Origin of the sequence: Telluribacter sp., from assembly GCF_035998675.1 — a bacterium.
GTDB lineage: Bacteria > Bacteroidota > Bacteroidia > Cytophagales > Spirosomataceae > Telluribacter.
The window spans coordinates 367,382-385,068 of the sequence record NZ_DASYHI010000020.1; the positions used below are offsets into that span (position 1 = coordinate 367,382).

Sequence of the window (17,687 nt, forward strand, 5' to 3'; positions counted from 1 at the left end):
TTCAGTTTGGGTTCACGCCCTGGTCGAAGTGGCAAGTTCAGCACCAAATGCTGCTACTTCTATATTTTTAATGTAAGTACCGAGTCCGCTGAATCTTCTTTTCCAAAAAACAAGTACTCACGGTAGAAATGAGTAGTAAAGTCAGTAAACGCCAGGATTTACTTCCCGAAAATTGGAGCGCAGAAGTGGAAAGGTACCGGAAGGAAGTGTAATATAAAAAATATGCCTGAAAATCCATAACGATCCTCAGGCATATTCCCATTTCTTTTTCTCGGGGAGACAGGATTCGAACGGCAATGGGAGGCGCGGCCGACCGTCTGCGACCCTTTGGTCCCAAACCAGATGCCAACTAAAATTTTTATAAACAAAAAACGACCGCAATGCTACGGTCGTTTTAGAATTGTGTCGGGGAGACAGGATTCGAACGGCAGCGGCCGCCGCGGCCGACCGTCTGCGACCCTCTGGTCCCAAATCAGATGCGCTACCCCATAAAAAAACCCCACAGCTTTCGCTGCGGGATTCTAAGGTGTCGGGGAGACAGGATTCGAACCTGCGACCCTCTGGTCCCAAACCAGATGCGCTACCGGGCTGCGCTACTCCCCGAAACTATTGTGCTCTTCGAACAAGATGAACAAGTGATCTATCCTGGATTTACGACTACCCGATGAAGTTGTAAATCAGCGGAGAGAGCGGGATTCGAACCCGCGGTACCCTTACGAGTACGGCAGTTTAGCAAACTGCTGGTTTCAGCCACTCACCCATCTCTCCCTCTCTTTCGAGGCACAAATATAGAAGGTTAAAAACGATTAAAACAAACAATGCTTTAAAAAAACTTTATCAGAAATTGCTATTGCCTATTTTTGAGCAACTTTACTCCCAAAGTTTTTTTTGACTATGAATTGGAACTACCCTTTTGGTACCACCGAATATATATTTATCTTTTTATTCCTCCTGCTTTATGTAACCTACTTCCTCCGGATGCTCCGGATTACCCGGCAACTGCAAACTACCTCCCGCTCGTTGTTTATTAAGTTCTTTCTCAGGTGCATCGCCTTTGCGCTGCTGATGATGGCCCTGCTGGGGCCTTCTTTCGGGGAAGCCGGCCGGGAAATTCAGGCCGAAGGAAAAGACATTTACCTGCTGACCGACCTGTCCAAATCCATGGATGCTACCGATGTGGTACCCAGTCGGCTCGAAAAAATAAAGTTTGAAATAAACCGGTTAATCAGCTCGGCCGGTACCAACCGCCTGGGCCTGATCGTTTTTTCGAACGAGGCCTACGTGCAGGCTCCCCTGACCTTTGACCAGGCCGCCCTGGAACTCTTTGTGCAGTCGCTACAGACCGACCTGCTGCCCCGCTCGGGTACCCATGCCTGCAGCGCCCTGGACCTCGCCTACCAAAAGCTCATCAGCGGTGCGCAGGCTTCCAACCAGGCCAAAATGATGGTACTTTTTACCGATGGCGAAAACACAGGTACCTGTCCGGCAACCCTTCTTAACAACATCCGGCGGTTTGGTATACGGGTATTTGTGGTCGGGGTAGGTACGAAGGTTGGCAGCTCTATTCCCGCCGACGGCCAGGTACTTCGCACCGGCAACGGTGAAATGGTCATCAGCAAACTTAATCCGGCTGCCCTGCAGAAGTTAGCCGAACAAACCAACGGCAGCTACTATGAAGTTAATAATGAGAAAAATGAGTTACCCCGGCTGGTGGCGGATATCAACTCGGCCTCGGGCCGGCTCATCGACAGCCGTACCGTGGCCGTTACCACCAACAAGTACTACTATTTTCTGGCGGGAGCTCTGTTTTTACTCATCATTGATGTACTGGTAACGGTCCGGACCTTCCGACTTTAAATTTCAATTACTACTTTTACCGGCGTTTTGGCCGAATTTCCTTTATGACCTCCTTCCTACTCTACCTGCTACTCTGGATTTGGGACAACCGCTCCTTCGAAGCGGTTAGTCAGTCCAACCAGATAAAACGGCAGGCCGAGCTGGCGTACCAGGACAAAGAATTCGAACGGGCCGCTCAACTTTTTTACCGGGTTACGTATGGCTCCCTGTTCGCGGAACCCGCCGCCCGGCTCAACCTGGCGCACTCCTACTACCAGGCCGAAAAACCTGAAGAGGCTCAGTACCACTACCAGCTACTAACGGGGATTGCCGACAAAACCGTGGCTTCCAAAGCCAATACCCAGCTGGCCCTGATTGCCGTCAGTCGTCAGGACACGGCCCAGGCGCTGGACCAGCTCGTGAGGGCGCTACGCCAGGACCAGGAAAACCTCACGGCGCGGTACAACTACGAACTACTCAGGAAAGCCTATTCCGGCCGGACTCCCCCCCGCAGCCCGCAGCAGCAGCCTCCCCCCCCGGCCCAAAACCAGCCGGAGCCACCGCCCCCTCCGCAGGAAGAGGGTCAGTCGCCCGAACTGGCCGAGCAGCGGGAACAACTCCTGAAGGAGCTACGGCAGCTACGCATGTCAGAAGAGCAGGCCCGGGCCATTCTGGATGCCATGAAGACCAACGAAATGCAGTATATATACCAGCTACGGCGCCGTCAGTACCGTCGGCAAACCGACCAGACCGACGAAGTAGAATGGTAGCTTTTCATTTATTTCAAATACAACCTTATGAACGCTCTTAAAGAGACCCATTTCCAGTTTCCCGGACAAACCGGCTTCTACCGCGGAAAAGTACGTGACGTCTATATGTTTGACAACCGGCTGGTCATGGTGGCTACGGACCGCATTTCGGCTTTCGATGTAGTACTCCCCCGGCCCATCCCGTTCAAGGGGCAGGTACTTAACCAGATTGCCTCGCACTTCCTGCGGGCTACGGCCGACCTGCTCCCCAACTGGCTGCTGGACACCCCTGACCCCAACGTGGGAGTGGGCTGGCGCTGTGAGCCGTTTGCGGTAGAAATGGTGGTGCGCGGGTACCTGGCCGGCCACGCCTGGCGCGAGTACCGGGCCGGCAGGCGGGTACTTTGCGGGGTGCCGCTGCCCGAAGGCCTCAAGGAAAATGATAAGCTACCCACGCCCATTATTACCCCCACTACCAAGGCCCACGAAGGGCACGACGAAGATATTTCGCGGGCAGAAATACTGGCCCAGGGCATTGTGGCGGCCGCTGATTACGAACAGCTCGAACGCTACGCGCTGGCCCTTTTTGAACGGGGTACCCAAATGGCGGCCGAGCAGGGACTTATTCTGGTTGATACCAAATATGAATTCGGCAAGCTGGATGGCACGATTTATTTAATAGATGAAATCCACACACCTGACTCGTCGAGGTACTTCTATATGGATTCGTACGAGGAAAATCAGGCCAATGGTGCCCCCCAGAAACAGCTCTCCAAGGAGTTTGTGAGGGAGTGGTTGATTGAAAATGGCTTTCAGGGAAAGGAAGGACAGCAGGTACCGGCCATGGAAGATGCCTGGGTCCACACGATTACGGACCGGTACATTGAATTGTTCGAAAAGGTCACGGGTACTCAATTTGTAAGGACAGAAAGTGGAGATATTTTGCAACGGATCGAAGAAAATATTCTGCGTTCATTAAATTCGCAATAACACTTACCTCCCGGTAGCGGGGATCTGACAATTACATTCGAAACCAACTCAACCAAACAACGGATGAACCACAAACTGGAACGAAGCGAGCAGTACGCACTAATTGACTTAAAAGAATCATCTTTTTCCGACGAAGTACCTGCTTCTTTTGAGGAGCTGGTGCGTAAACTTTTCCGGGAAGGATATCACAACCTGATCCTGGTAATGAACGAAACCAAAAGCCTGGATTCCACCGGTGTTGGGGTACTCAGGAAAGTGAACCGGCTGTGTATTAATGAACTGGGGCTCCTGGTGGTAGTAACCAAAGACGATGAGTTCATTAATTTGCTGGAAGACTCCAAAATTCCCGATCTGACTATTCTGCCGACGCTCGAAGAAGCGGTAGACGCCGTATTCATGAATGACCTCGAGAACGAGTTCGGGGCCGGTGAAGACGACTACGACGAAGACGACTACGGCGGGGTAAGTGAAAGTAAAGAACCCTGACCGGATTGACGTTCCAGGTTACCATATTAGGTTCCGGCTCGGCCTCCCCACTACCCGGTCGGCATTTTTCGGCCCAGGTACTCCGGGTGGAACACGAATGCTTTCTGATTGATTGTGGGGAGGGCACCCAATACCGCCTGCTGGAACAAAAGATTCGGCCCGGAAAACTCCGAGCCATATTTATCAGCCACTTGCACGGGGACCATTATTTCGGGTTGTTAGGCCTGCTCAACAGCCTGAGCCTGGGCAAGCGCACCGACGAACTTTTTTTATTTGGCCCCCAAGGCCTGGGCGACATTCTAACCGAAGTATTCAGGCACTCCAACACCCGGCTATCCTATCCGCTCCACTACCACGAACTAAACGCGGAACAGCCCGGGCTGATCTGGTCAACTCCCTGCATGACGGTGCACACCCTGCCGCTGCGGCATCGGGTACCCTGTACCGGCTTTCTGTTTCGGGAGCAGCCCAAAGCCCACCGGATCATAAAGGAGAAGATCGTCCCCGCCATGACCATTGCCCAGCTACGCCAGCTCAAGGAGGGGCAGGATGTGCTGGATGAACACGGTACCCTACTGTACCGCAACGCCGACTATACCACCCTTCCGCCCCGGCCCCGCTCCTACGCCTACTGTTCCGACACGGCCTATTTGCCCGAGCTGGTTCCCCACCTGCAGGAAACCGATATGCTGTACCACGAAGCCACCTTTCGGGACGACCTGGCCGGACGCGCGTCCACTACCTTTCATTCTACCGCCGGACAGGCCGCCCGCATTGCCAAGGGAGCGCAGGTAAGCAAGCTGCTGATTGGCCACCTTTCTTCGCGCTACCTCGACCCCGAAGCTTCCCTGGCGGAGGCCCGCGCTATTTTTCCCGATACGTATATGGCCGTGGAAGGAGAAACTTTTGAAGTACCAGCCCGCTGATTTTACCCTTCTCCGGCAGTGTTTCCGTCCCTTTTGCGGCCCTTATGTTTTGGAATTTTTTCAGGGAATAGTATTCCCCGTTATTACTTTATCAATATTTCGATATATAGTATAAATTAACTAGCAACTTTATACTATGTACATAATATTTTGCTTTTGGCCTATTTAGCCAAATATTTTTTATTATTATCTTGCATCAGTTTACCTCATCAACAGCCCCGTTATCAGTTTTACCTTATTTTGCTTTCTGCATTTTTGGTGAACTGATTTATGACTTTTTCAATTAGATTGTTGTAAGTATTTTACCCATAAAAGTACAGGAATGTCAGAAGTAGTAGCAGACCAACCAGGACTTTATCGTTCGGAGTTTGAGCACGACGCGTGCGGAATTGGTTTCCGGGCCAACATGAAAGGGCGCAAATCACACCAGATCGTGGCCGACGCTATCCATATGCTGGAGCGGATGGACCACCGGGGTGCGTGTGGCTGTGATCCCAACACCGGTGACGGGGCGGGTATCCTTATCCAGATTCCCCACGAGTACTTCGTGGAAGAAGGTACGCGTTTGGGTTTCCAGCTACCGGCAGCCGGTGAATACGGCGTGGGAATGATTTTCTTCCCCATGGATGAAACCGTGCGCGAAGAATGCCGTGACTTGCTTAATCGTAAAATCAAGAAGCTGGGCTTGACCCTGCTGGGATACCGCAAAGTACCTACCCTGAACGAAACGCTGGGCGAAGGTTCACTCTCGGTAGAACCCCACGTGGAGCAGGTATTTATAAAACGTCCCGACCTGGTTGAGGATGACCTGGGCTTTGAACGCCGGTTGTACGTACTGCGTCAGGTGGCGGCCCGCCTCATCACCGACACCGTGAAAGGGGCCAAAAATTACTTCTACTTCTCATCGCTTTCCAGCCGTACTATTTCCTACAAGGGGCAGCTCACTACGGCTCAGCTCAAGTACTACTTCCCGGATCTCGAGAACGAATCGGTGGTGTCGGCCTTTGCGGTTATCCACTCCCGTTTCTCTACCAATACCTTCCCGTCCTGGAAGCTGGCTCAGCCTTTCCGGTACATCGCCCACAACGGCGAAATTAATACGGTAAAAGGAAATGTAAACTGGATCAGGGCTGGGGAACGGTCGTTCAGCTCGGAGTACTTCAGCAAGGAGGAAATGGATATGATCCTGCCGATTTGTGACATGAAGCAGTCCGATTCGGCCAACCTGGACAACGCCATCGAACTCCTGTACCTGACGGGCCGCTCGCTGCCGCACGTTATGATGATGCTGGTACCCGAAGCCTGGGACGGCAACGAGCAGATGGACCCCGTTCGTAAGGCATTTTATGAGTACCATGCCGCTATCATGGAGCCCTGGGATGGCCCCGCCTCTATCTCTTTTACCGATGGAAAGCTGGTAGGTGCCACCCTCGACCGCAACGGTCTGCGTCCTTCGCGCTACTGGGTATTGGACGACGATACCGTTATTATGGCTTCCGAAGCCGGCGTACTGGAAGTAGACCAGGCCCGGGTAGTTAAGAAAGGCCGCCTGCAGCCCGGACGGATGTTTGTGGTGGATATGGAGCAGGGCCGGATTATTCCGGACGAAGAACTTAAAGCGGATATTTGCTCCCGCCAACCTTATCAGGAGTGGCTGGATGAATACAAACTGCGGGTAGATGACCTGGAGCAACCTATCCGGATGTACCGCCAGTACGATGACCAGTCGCTGGTGAAGCGCCAGATGGCGTTTGGTTTTACGACCGAAGATATCCGGATGATCCTGGCGCCCATGGCCCAGACGGGTATGGAAGCGGTGGGTTCCATGGGTACCGATGTGCCGCTGGCGGTGCTGTCGGACCAGAGTCAGCACCTGTCCAACTACTTCAAACAGTTGTTCGCGCAGGTTACCAACCCCCCCATTGACTCTATCCGGGAGCGTTCGATCATGTCGCTGATCTCCTTTGTGGGAGCGACCGAGAATATTCTGAGCGAAACCCCCAAGCACTGCCGTCAGATAGAACTGGCCCAGCCGGTACTTACCGTTCAGGAATTTGACAAGCTACGCTTTGTGGATAAAAATCACTTCCAGGCAAAAACCATCAATACCTACTTCCGCGCCGATGAGGGGGGAAAGGGACTGGCCCGGGCGCTGGAGCGTATCTGTCGCTACGCCGAAGATGCCATTGAAGATGATTTTGAAATTATAATCCTGTCGGACCGCGCCATTGATTCTGACCACGCGCCAATCCCGTCGCTGCTGGCTACGTCGGCCGTACACCACCACCTGATCCGGATGGGGCTGCGGGGTAAGGTAGGTATCCTGGTGGAAACCGGCGATGCCTGGGAAACGCACCACATCGCTACCCTTATTGGGTACGGTGCGTCGGGTGTTTGTCCGTATATGGCCTTTGAAACCCTTTCTTACATGAACCGTAAGAATCTGGTAGACGGGGAATTTACGGATGAGAAACTGCACAAGAACTATATCAAGGCGGTCAATAAGGAACTACTGAAGATATTCTCCAAAATGGGAATCTCTACCTTCCAGTCGTACCAGGGCGCTCAGATCTTTGAGTGCCTGGGCCTCAATAAGGAAGTAGTTGATAAGTACTTTACCGGTACCATCTCCCGGATTGGGGGCATGGGACTGGATGAGCTGGCCAAAGAGGTACAGGTTCGCCACAAGGTAGCCTATCCGGAAACGCCCGTTCTGAATACCCGCCTGGAGGTAGGTGGATTTTACCAGTGGAAGCAACGCGGGGAAGCGCATATCTTCAATCCGCAGACCATTCACCTGTTGCAAAATTCAACCAAGACCAACAGCTACGAGCAGTTCAAGAAGTACTCAAAACTCATCGACGATCAGAGCCAGAAGGCTATGACCCTGAGGGGCCTGCTGCGTTTCAAAAAAGGAAATGCAATCCCCATTGAGGAAGTAGAACCCATCGAAAATATATTCCAGCGTTTTGCCACGGGGGCCATGTCGTTCGGGTCCATTTCGTGGGAAGCCCACACGACCCTGGCCATTGCCATGAACCGCATTGGTGGCAAATCCAATTCGGGAGAAGGTGGCGAGGATGAACTACGCTACAAACTCCTGGAAAACGGCGATAACCTCAACTCCAGCATCAAGCAGGTAGCATCGGGTCGCTTCGGGGTGACCAGCCACTACCTGACCAACGCGCAGGAATTACAGATAAAGATGGCGCAGGGTGCCAAGCCGGGTGAAGGCGGACAGCTCCCCGGCCACAAAGTGGACGACTGGATTGGTCGTACCCGCCACTCAACGCCGGGTGTAGGCCTGATATCACCGCCGCCCCACCACGATATTTATTCTATCGAGGACCTGGCCCAGCTGATATTTGACCTCAAGAATGCCAACCGGGCGGCGCGAATCAGCGTGAAGCTGGTATCGGAAGCTGGGGTAGGTACCATTGCGGCCGGGGTAGCAAAGGCCCACGCGGATCATATTCTGATTGCGGGTCACGACGGAGGTACCGGCGCTTCCCCGCTTAGTTCCATCCGCCACGCCGGTTTGCCCTGGGAGCTTGGCCTGGCCGAAACCCACCAGACGCTGGTCAAAAACAAACTACGTGGCCGGGTAACCGTACAGGCCGACGGACAGCTCCGTACCGGCCGGGATTTGGCTGTTGCCGCCCTGTTGGGAGCCGAAGAATGGGGAGTGGCTACCGCCGCCCTCGTAGCGGCTGGTTGTATCATGATGCGTAAGTGCCACCTCAATACCTGTCCGGTTGGGGTAGCTACCCAGCGCAAAGAACTGCGTGCGCTCTTTACCGGAAAGCCCGAGCACGTGGTGAACATGTTTACGTTCATGGCGCAGGAGCTGCGCGAAATAATGGCGCAGCTGGGCTTCCGTACCATCAACGAAATGGTGGGACAAGTACAGTACCTCGAGCTTCGCAAGGACCTGAAGCACTGGAAATACAAGAACCTGAACTTCGACGCCATGCTGCACAAAGAAGCCGCCGGACACGAAGTAGCTCAGTTCAAGCAGGAAGAGCAGGATCACGGCATGGAAACCGTACTGGATTGGGACCTGATGAAAAGCGCCGGTCCTGCCCTCGAGAAGTCGGAGGAGGTATACGCTGATTATTCCATCAATAACCTTAACCGCTCGGTAGGTACCATGCTTTCCAACGAGATATCCAAGCGTTTTGGAGGAACCGGCCTGCCGAAGGGTACTATTCATTTCAAATTCAGAGGAACGGCCGGACAAAGCTTTGGCGCTTTCAATACCACGGGTATCCGTCTGGAACTGGAAGGCGACGCCAACGACTACTTCGGTAAGGGTCTTTGCGGGGCTGAACTGGTAGTGTATCCGGACCGGGATGCCAAATTCAAACCCGAAGAAAACATAATTATTGGTAACGTAGCCTTTTACGGAGCTACTTCCGGGGAAGCCTTTATTAGGGGTACCGCCGGTGAGCGCTTCTGCGTGCGCAACTCCGGAGCCAAGGTAGTAGTAGAAGGCGTAGGAGACCACGGCTGTGAGTACATGACCGGTGGAGTGGCGGTGATTCTGGGTGAAACCGGAAGAAACTTTGCCGCTGGTATGTCAGGTGGTGTAGCCTATGTACTGGATAAGACCGGAGATTTCAAAGAGAAAGTAAACTTTGAAATGGTAACGCTCGACGTACTTACCGACGAAGACAAGGGTATCCTGCGGGAGTTTGTGGAGAAACACTTCCAGCTCACCACCAGCAACGTGGCCTTCCAGATCATGCAGAACTGGGACGAAGCCGTGAAGCAGTTTGTGAAGGTACTACCTACCGACTTCAAACTGGCGCTCGACAAACGCGGTATCACCCTGGCGCAGCAAATCGCTGACAAAAACGTGGTTTACAAAGACATAGTAGTGGATGTAGCCCACCAGTAAGGGAGCCCCCTTCCAAAGAGTTTAAAAGAAAGTCTGAACAAAGAATAAGAAAATATAGGTATGGGAAAGCCCACCGGATTTTTAGAGTTTGATCGCCAATTACCCCAGAAGCGCAAAGTAGAAGAGCGTTTGCGGGACTTCCAGGAAATTGAAACCCAGCATACTGATGAGCATTCCAGGCAGCAGGCTGCCCGCTGTATGGACTGCGGGGTACCTTTCTGTCACAATGGCTGCCCGCTCGGAAATATCATTCCTGAGTTCAACGATGCCGTCTACGACAGCAACTGGGCCCTGGCCTACGAAATACTGGCTTCGACCAACAACTTCCCCGAATTTACCGGACGAATTTGTCCGGCTCCCTGCGAGGCTTCCTGTGTACTGGGTATTAATAAGCCACCGGTTGCCATTGAATTTATCGAGAAATCAATCGCCGAAAAAGCCTTTGAACTGGGCCTGGTGAAGCCCCGCTTACCAAAGAAGCGTACCGGTAAAAAAGTAGCCGTAGTAGGTTCGGGTCCCGCTGGTATGGCCGCGGCCTCGCAGCTCAATCAGGCTGGCCATACGGTTACCCTGCTGGAAAGGGCCGATCGGATTGGCGGACTGCTGCGGTACGGTATTCCTGATTTCAAACTGGAAAAGCGCTTCATTGACCGTCGCCTGGAAGTAATGGAGCAGGAAGGAATTGAATTCCGTACCAATGTAAACGTTGGGGTCGATATCAAGGCCGACGAACTGCTCCGCGATTTTGATGCGGTTGTCCTTTCTACCGGTTCTACTGTACCCCGCGACCTGAAAATCCAGGGTCGGCACTTAAAGGGTGTATATTTCGCGATGGAATTCCTGAGCCAGCAAAACAAACGGGTGGCTGACATTGTGCGGGAAAAAGACCACCGGGGCGCTGCCTACCAGCAGGGCGAACTCCTGGCTACCGACAAGCACGTTGTTGTGATTGGTGGGGGTGATACCGGTTCCGACTGCGTAGGTACTTCCAACCGCCACGGTGCCAAATCAGTTACGCAAATTGAGCTGATGCCGATGCCTACGGCCACCCGCGACGTAACTACCCCCTGGCCCAATTGGCCCATGATGCTACGTACCTCTACCTCGCACGAAGAAGGGTGTGAGCGTCAGTGGGCTATCAATACCAAGGAGTTTATCGGTGACGAAAACGGTAACCTGAAAGCGCTGAAAATAGTAAAACTCGACTGGCAGAAAGACCCCGAAACGGGTCGGTTTAGTATGCAGGAGATTCCGGGTACCGAAGAGGAAATCTCCTGTGAGCTGGCGCTGCTGGCGGCGGGATTTCTGAATCCCCAGCAGGAAGGCTTGCTGAATGAACTGGGTCTGGAGTTTGACGATCGTGGAAATATCAAAACCAAACCCAATGGCTATCAGTCCATCACCAGCGAGAAAGTTTTTGCCGCCGGTGACAGCCGCCGTGGACAGTCCCTGGTGGTTTGGGCTATCAGCGAAGGACGGGAAGCCGCCCGCGCGGTGGATGAGTACCTGATGGGGGAATCGCTGCTGGAAGCCAAATCCGTTTCTATGCTGAACCCAACTTTTGCCCATGTGTAAGCTCTTGAAACAAAATTTCATAAAAAAGGGAGGCTGGTCAGCCTCCCTTTTTGCTTTTTTATGGGTTACGTTGTTTTAGTTGATGCCCCTAAGTACCTCTCCTTTCCCAGTGGTAAGAATAAAAAGTAACAGTTGCATAACCTTGCTTTACTAAGGTTTCTATTAATTTGAGCTTTCAAAATTCATCAACATACAAAAAAATGGAAGTACCTCCCTTAAGGTCAATTCTGCTTCTTCTTGTCTGCCTTACTACTGCTCTGGTTCGGGCGCAGGACCTGACCCAGAAAATAGTACCTGACCGGACCAACAGTGCGAAGCAACAGGAAAAGCCCTACGTCATCCTTATTTCCGCCGACGGTTTCCGGCACGACTTTGCCCGGAAGTACCAGGCCAAAAATCTGCTGCGGCTGAGCGGACAGGGCGTTGCTGCCACCGCCATGCTACCCTCTTTTCCTTCGCTTACGTTTCCCAACCACTATACTATAGTGACCGGCCTGTACCCGGCGCACCACGGCTTAGTCAACAATACCTTTTTCGATGTAAAACGGAATGAGCGTTACGCCATGGGCAACAAACGGGCGGTAGCGGATAGCTCCTGGTACGGCGGTACCCCACTGTGGGTGCTGGCGGAGCAGCAACAGATGCTGAGCGCGAGTTTTTATTGGGTAGCGTCCGAGAGCGCGATTCAGGGAAAACATCCTTCCTACTACTACATCTACAACGAGAAGATCCCCATTGACACCCGAATCCAGACGGTAAAAGAATGGCTGCAGCTCACGGAAGAGAAACGTCCGCACCTGATTACGTTTTACTTTCCGGAAGTTGACCACGCCGCCCACACCCACGGTCCCGACTCGCCGGAGACGGGTGAAGCGGTACAATTTATTGATGAGAGCATCGGCAAACTGGTTGCCACCGTGGACTCGCTGCACCTACCCGTCAATTTTGTGTTTGTGTCGGATCACGGTATGACTGAAGTAGACACCAAAAATACCCTCTCACTGCCCGCGGCTATTGATACCAGTCAGTTCATTATTCCCAGTGGCGATGTCATGCTGCATTTATACGCCCGGGATAAAAGGGCCGTAAAACCCACCTACGAGGCCCTGAAAAAAGAGGCCCGTGACTACGAGGTATACCTGACCGAAGCAACCCCGGCGCACTGGCATTACAATAAGAAAGCAGACCGGTACAACCGCATTGGTGATATACTACTGGTCCCGCGCCTCCCGAAGGTTTTCAACATTAACGGCCGAAAAATAACTCCGGGCAAGCACGGCTTCGATCCGACGATACCTGATATGCACGCTACCTTCTACGCCTGGGGACCCGCTTTTAAAGAGGGTATTACAATTGAAACTTTTGAAAATATTCATGTATATCCTTTAGTGGCCGAAATACTTGGGCTTCGGTACAAGAAAAAGAGTATTGACGGGAAACTGAAAGTGCTACAGCCAATTCTAAAATAATTTACTCCAGGTACCTACTCTCTATGCTGTTTCGCCAGGCCCTTATTTCTGATTTTCCGGCTACAATGAAAGTTCGGTTGGCCGTACGGGAAAATATTCTCTCCAACCCCGACCTGGTTACCGTAGCTCACTTTGAGTCAATCCTCCGGACAGGCGGCAGGGGCTGGGTTTGCGAGACCGACGGAGAACTCGTGGGTTTTAGTATTGTGGACATCCGGCAGCGCATTGTTTGGGCTCTTTTTGTTTCACCCGACTATGAAAAACGGGGTATTGGCAAAACCCTGCACGATCTTATGCTTACCTGGTCTTTTGAACAGGATATTGAGGAACTTACCCTAAGTACCCAACCCGGCTCCCGGGCGGAGGTTTTTTACAGCAAGGCGGGCTGGACCCGAAAGGACCGGTTACTGAATGGTGAGGTGCAGTTCGTCATGACTAAAAACCAGTGGTTGAGCCTGAACACCTCCGGATTACCATAAACTAATCAATATTTTTTTATTTCGCTCAAATGAATAAATTTGGCAAACTCTTCTCTTAGTAACGCTTCTTTTCTTTATTATTTTCCCCAGAGGTAGTACCTGAATCCATCAGGACTTACTACCCCTGTCTTTTTATTCCCATACTATCAGGTAGAATTAAATTATGAAACAAGCTGAATCTAGGCATCAATTCCTTTTGGGAGGGGGCGAAATGGGAAATCTGATTCGTTCCAAGGATTGGAGTTTAACCCCCTTAGGTGATATTAATACCTGGCCGCAGAGTTTGCGGTCTGCCCTGAGTATTTGTCTGGGTTCCAGTTTTCCGATTGCTCTGTATTGGGGCAAAGAACTAACACTGCTTTACAACGATGCCTGGAGCCCAATTCCGGGCAATAAACATCCCTGGGCCTTAGGAAAACCCGGCCGGGAAGTGTGGCCGGAAATCTGGGATACCATCGGCCCCATGTTTGAACACGTAGTCGGAACCGGGGAAGCCACCCGCTCCCAGGACGACCTGCTTCCCATGCGACGCCACGGATATACGGAAGAGTGTTACTTTGATTACACCTTTACCCCTATTCGGGGCGAGGAAGGCAAGGTAGAGGGAATTTTTAACGCAGTAATCGAAACAACCTATAGGGTCATCAACGAAAGGCGGACGAACATTATACAAACACTTTCCGAAAGTGTAAGCCGGGCCAGGACGGTGGAAGAGGTAGGTCGTATGGTAGCCGGAGCCCTTTCCAACTCCGCCCGGGATTTGCCATTCCTGGGCCTGTACCTACTGGGTGAGAAGCAGGACGACGCCCAGACGGCTCATCTGATTGCTTCGACGGGCCTGACCGATCAAGACGAAATTTGCCCGAATACCATTCTGATTTCCGAAGAAGATGTTACTACCCCCTGGCCGCTCTCGGAAGTAATAAAAACCGGAAATTCACGGCACCTTTCTGATATAAGTACCTTCATTGGAAACCTTCCCCGGGGTATATGGCCGGAGCCCGTGCAGGAAGCCATGGTTGTTCCCATTGTTCCGTCAAGTTCCGGAGGTTCAGGCTTCATAATTGTGGGTATTAGTCCGCGCCGGGCCCTGGACAAATCCTACCAGAATTTTATTCAATCCCTTGCCAACCATATTTCAACCGCCATTATCAACGCCCGCACCTACGAAGAAGAGCGACAACGGGTGGAGGCGCTCGCCGAAATAGATAAGGCCAAAACGGCATTTTTCAGTAACGTCAGCCACGAGTTCCGCACTCCCCTGACTTTGATCCTGGGCCCGCTTGAAGAACTGCTGAGCCATACCGAGGAGCTTCCCGACTACCTCACCCAAAGTATTCAGGCTACCCACCGCAACGCGCTCCGCCTGCTCAAACTAGTCAATAGCCTGCTGGAATTCAGCCGGATTGAGGCGGGCCGGATGCAGGCAAGTTACCGCCCGGTCAATCTGGGAGCACTAACCCGGGACCTGTCCAGCGGGTTTAGGTCAATTATTGAGAAAGCCGGCCTGGAGTTTGAAGTACATTGTGAGTCGCTGGGAAGTCCTGTTTATGTCGACCGGGAAATGTGGGAAAAAATAGTTCTCAATCTTCTTTCCAATGCTTTCAAATACACCTTGAAGGGTACCATCAGGGTTAATCTGAACCGGGAGGGTGACTGGGCCGTCCTGCACATTCAGGATACGGGCGTGGGTATTCCAAAGCATGAACTACCCCGCATGTTTGAACGGTTCCACCGCATTCCCAACACCGTAGGACGAACCCACGAGGGGTCAGGCATCGGGCTTTCGCTGGTACACGAGCTGGTCAAGCTTCATTATGGGCAGATCAAGGTGCAAAGCGTGGAAGGTGAAGGTAGTACGTTTACGGTGTGCCTTCCCCTGGGTAAAGCCCACCTGCCCGCCGAGCAGATTACGGAATTGTCAGACCACACGGGCGGGTCGTCACTCCTGAGTGCTTTTGTGCAGGAAGTGGCCCCCCTCCTTGAAACTGACCCGGCACATACCACCCTGGAAGATTTTCAGATGGACCCTGCTTTCGGCGCTCCGGCCGGACAAGCTGCGACTGACTCCCTGCTTATTATTGATGATAACCACGATATGCGCTCCTACCTGCAGCGCTTGCTGGCCCCTCACTTCCAGGTTCGGACGGCGGCCAACGGCCGGGCGGCACTCAAACAAATAGAAAAACAGCTGCCCGACCTGATTGTAAGTGATGTAATGATGCCAGTTATTGACGGGAAACAACTGGTAGCATTGCTACGAAAAAATCCGGTTACTTCCCGAATTCCCGTTATCCTCTTGTCGGCCCGGGCGGGCGAAGAAGCACGAATTGACGGGATCGAAGCGGGTGCCGACGATTACCTGGTGAAGCCTTTTTCGGGCCGGGAACTGTTAACCCGCATTAAATCCCAGCTTAAAATTGCCCGGGTAAGGAATAACAACGAGGTACAGCTCCGGAACCTTTTCCAGCAGGCCCCCATGGCCGTTGCAATTTTGCGTGGCCCCGAGCTGGAAATAGAACTAGCCAACGAAAGAGCCCTGGAAATTTGGGCTAAAACCGCCGAAGAAGTTTTAAATAAACCTTTGTTTGAGGCTTTTCCTGAATTCCGGGGAACGCCGCTGGAAGAAATAGTCAAAAACGTAGTGGCCACCGGGGTACGTTATGTATCGGCCGAGTCGGCCATTGAACTCTGGCGGCACGGACAGCTGGAAACCATATACGCGCAGTTTGTCTACGAGCCGCTGCGCCAGGAGGATGGAACCGTGACCGGTTTCATGGCGGTAGGGCACGAAATAACCGAGCTGGTCAAGGCCCGCCAGCTGGCGCAGAACAGCGCGCAAATGCTGGAAAAGAAAGTAGAGGAAAGAACGGAGGAACTGGAAAAGAAAAATCAGGAACTCAAACGGACCAACCAGGAACTCGAGCAGTTTGCCTACGTATCCAGTCATGACCTGCAGGAGCCGCTGCGCAAAATCCAGACTTTTTCGGATATGGTACTTGCCAAAATGAAGGACCCACGCTTTGAGGCTACCAGCTACCTGGAAAAGATCAATGCCTCGGCCCAGCGGATGTCGGTACTTATCAAGGACTTACTTAATTATTCCAGAGTCAGTCAGGATGAACAACGTTTTGAGCGGGTTGACCTGAACGAGGTACTTGACAACGTTCTCTATGACTTTGAAGTACTTATCCGGCAGAAGCAGGCTCAGGTACTCAGTACCCCACTACCGGTTGTAAAAGGGGTGCCGGTACAGCTCAACCAGTTGTTTTATAACCTGATAAGCAACGCGTTGAAATTTTCGGATAAGCCTCCGGTTATTAAAATCAGCGCCCGCCAACTCACTTCATTGGACGAAAACTCCCTGCTTTCACCGGAAGGGGACAGCAGCTACCTGGAACTGACTTTTGAGGACAATGGCATTGGCTTTGAGCAGGAATATGTCGATAAAATCTTCACCATATTTCAGCGCCTCAACGACCGCCAGAAGTATTCGGGTACCGGCATTGGCCTGGCTATCTGTAAGAAAATCGTCGAAAACCACGGAGGTACCATCCGGGCGTCGGGGGTGGAAGGCAAAGGGGCAACCTTTACCGTACTCCTGCCGCAGGAATCGCCCGTAAACGCCTGAAGGATTTCAACTCAATCGTTCCAAAGAACAGATTTGCAGGGAAGTGGCAGGAGTAAATAACGGCAGCCAGGTACTTACTTAGTAGGCCATAAAGCTCCCGGCAAGCCTCCCTTCCATACTATTATTCCGGGCTTTGTAACCCGCAACGGCCAGCCCTACCCCAGTTTTGGGGTACTGGGCGGCGACATGCAGGGGCACGTGCAGGTACTTACCAATATCATTGATTTTGGAATGGATTTGCAGGAAGCCGGCGACGCCCCCCGTACGAACCACCACGGTACCTCTCCTGCTTAGGGCCACACCGCCACCGTTGGTACCACTACCGTTGAGTCAGGTTTTCCGTACGAAAAGGTCCGGGAGCTAATGCGACGGGGACACGTTGTTCAGTTTGATTATGGCTTTTTTGGGGGCTACCAGGCCATTGGCTCTAACGGCCAGGTCTATTTTGGTGGCTCCGACGCCCGCAAAGTCGGACAGGCCGCGGGCTACTAACTACCTTCGGGTCTGGTACCTTTACTGGTCTGATTCCATCCGAAAACACCTTCCGGATTACAGAACCCGGAAGGTGTTTTACTTTTTGGTCCAATGCTTGTACTTTTAAAAGAACTGGTAGCTATTGGCAACTAATTCATATAATTATCCCGTT

Annotated in this window: 12 protein-coding genes and 2 tRNA genes; 12 read left to right on the forward strand and 2 right to left on the reverse strand. The window is 52.4% G+C overall.

Annotated features, from left to right (window positions below):
• Positions 1-529: 529 nt before the first annotated feature.
• Positions 530-603 (reverse strand) — tRNA-Pro (locus VGN67_RS15660).
• Positions 604-681: 78 nt separating this feature from the next.
• Positions 682-768: transfer RNA gene (locus tag VGN67_RS15665), tRNA-Ser, on the reverse strand.
• 126 nt (positions 769-894) lie between these two features.
• Between VGN67_RS15665 and VGN67_RS15670 the strand changes: the two genes are divergently transcribed.
• The 12 genes from VGN67_RS15670 (at position 895) to VGN67_RS15725 (ending at position 17,533) form a co-directional block, all read left to right on the forward strand.
• On the forward strand, positions 895-1,857 hold the full coding sequence (locus tag VGN67_RS15670) for a vWA domain-containing protein (RefSeq protein ID WP_327487794.1): 963 nt from the start codon (positions 895-897) through the stop codon (positions 1,855-1,857).
• 44 nt (positions 1,858-1,901) lie between these two features.
• A complete protein-coding gene (locus VGN67_RS15675) occupies positions 1,902-2,606 on the forward strand; it encodes a hypothetical protein (RefSeq protein WP_327487795.1) in 705 nt (234 codons plus the stop codon).
• A 27-nt stretch (positions 2,607-2,633) separates the two neighbouring features.
• Complete coding sequence (locus tag VGN67_RS15680) at positions 2,634-3,575, forward strand: phosphoribosylaminoimidazolesuccinocarboxamide synthase (RefSeq protein WP_327487796.1); 942 nt, start codon at positions 2,634-2,636, stop codon at positions 3,573-3,575.
• A 63-nt stretch (positions 3,576-3,638) separates the two neighbouring features.
• Positions 3,639-4,061 (forward strand): STAS domain-containing protein, encoded by a 423-nt coding sequence (locus VGN67_RS15685; protein ID WP_327487797.1) that lies wholly within the window; start codon positions 3,639-3,641, stop codon positions 4,059-4,061.
• 5 nt (positions 4,062-4,066) lie between these two features.
• Complete coding sequence (locus VGN67_RS15690) at positions 4,067-4,987, forward strand: ribonuclease Z (protein WP_327487798.1); 921 nt, start codon at positions 4,067-4,069, stop codon at positions 4,985-4,987.
• Between the two features lie 322 nt (positions 4,988-5,309).
• Complete coding sequence (gene gltB, locus VGN67_RS15695; RefSeq protein WP_327487799.1) at positions 5,310-9,887, forward strand: glutamate synthase large subunit; 4,578 nt, start codon at positions 5,310-5,312, stop codon at positions 9,885-9,887.
• A 60-nt stretch (positions 9,888-9,947) separates the two neighbouring features.
• On the forward strand, positions 9,948-11,462 hold the full coding sequence (locus VGN67_RS15700) for a glutamate synthase subunit beta (RefSeq protein WP_327487800.1): 1,515 nt from the start codon (positions 9,948-9,950) through the stop codon (positions 11,460-11,462).
• Positions 11,463-11,662: 200 nt separating this feature from the next.
• Positions 11,663-12,931, forward strand: coding sequence for an ectonucleotide pyrophosphatase/phosphodiesterase (locus tag VGN67_RS15705; protein WP_327487801.1), 1,269 nt, complete (start codon positions 11,663-11,665; stop codon positions 12,929-12,931).
• Positions 12,932-12,954: 23 nt separating this feature from the next.
• Positions 12,955-13,410 (forward strand): GNAT family N-acetyltransferase, encoded by a 456-nt coding sequence (locus VGN67_RS15710; RefSeq protein ID WP_327487802.1) that lies wholly within the window; start codon positions 12,955-12,957, stop codon positions 13,408-13,410.
• A gap of 163 nt (positions 13,411-13,573) precedes the next feature.
• Positions 13,574-17,041: an ATP-binding protein gene (locus tag VGN67_RS15715; RefSeq protein ID WP_327487803.1), complete on the forward strand. Its 3,468-nt coding sequence runs from the start codon at positions 13,574-13,576 to the stop codon at positions 17,039-17,041.
• Positions 17,042-17,164: 123 nt separating this feature from the next.
• Positions 17,165-17,335 carry a gamma-glutamyltransferase gene (locus VGN67_RS15720; RefSeq protein WP_327488414.1) on the forward strand — a complete coding sequence of 57 codons (171 nt, stop codon included), beginning with the start codon at positions 17,165-17,167 and terminating at the stop codon, positions 17,333-17,335.
• Positions 17,336-17,404: 69 nt separating this feature from the next.
• Complete coding sequence (locus VGN67_RS15725; protein WP_327487804.1) at positions 17,405-17,533, forward strand: hypothetical protein; 129 nt, start codon at positions 17,405-17,407, stop codon at positions 17,531-17,533.
• The last annotated feature ends 154 nt before the right edge of the window (positions 17,534-17,687 follow it).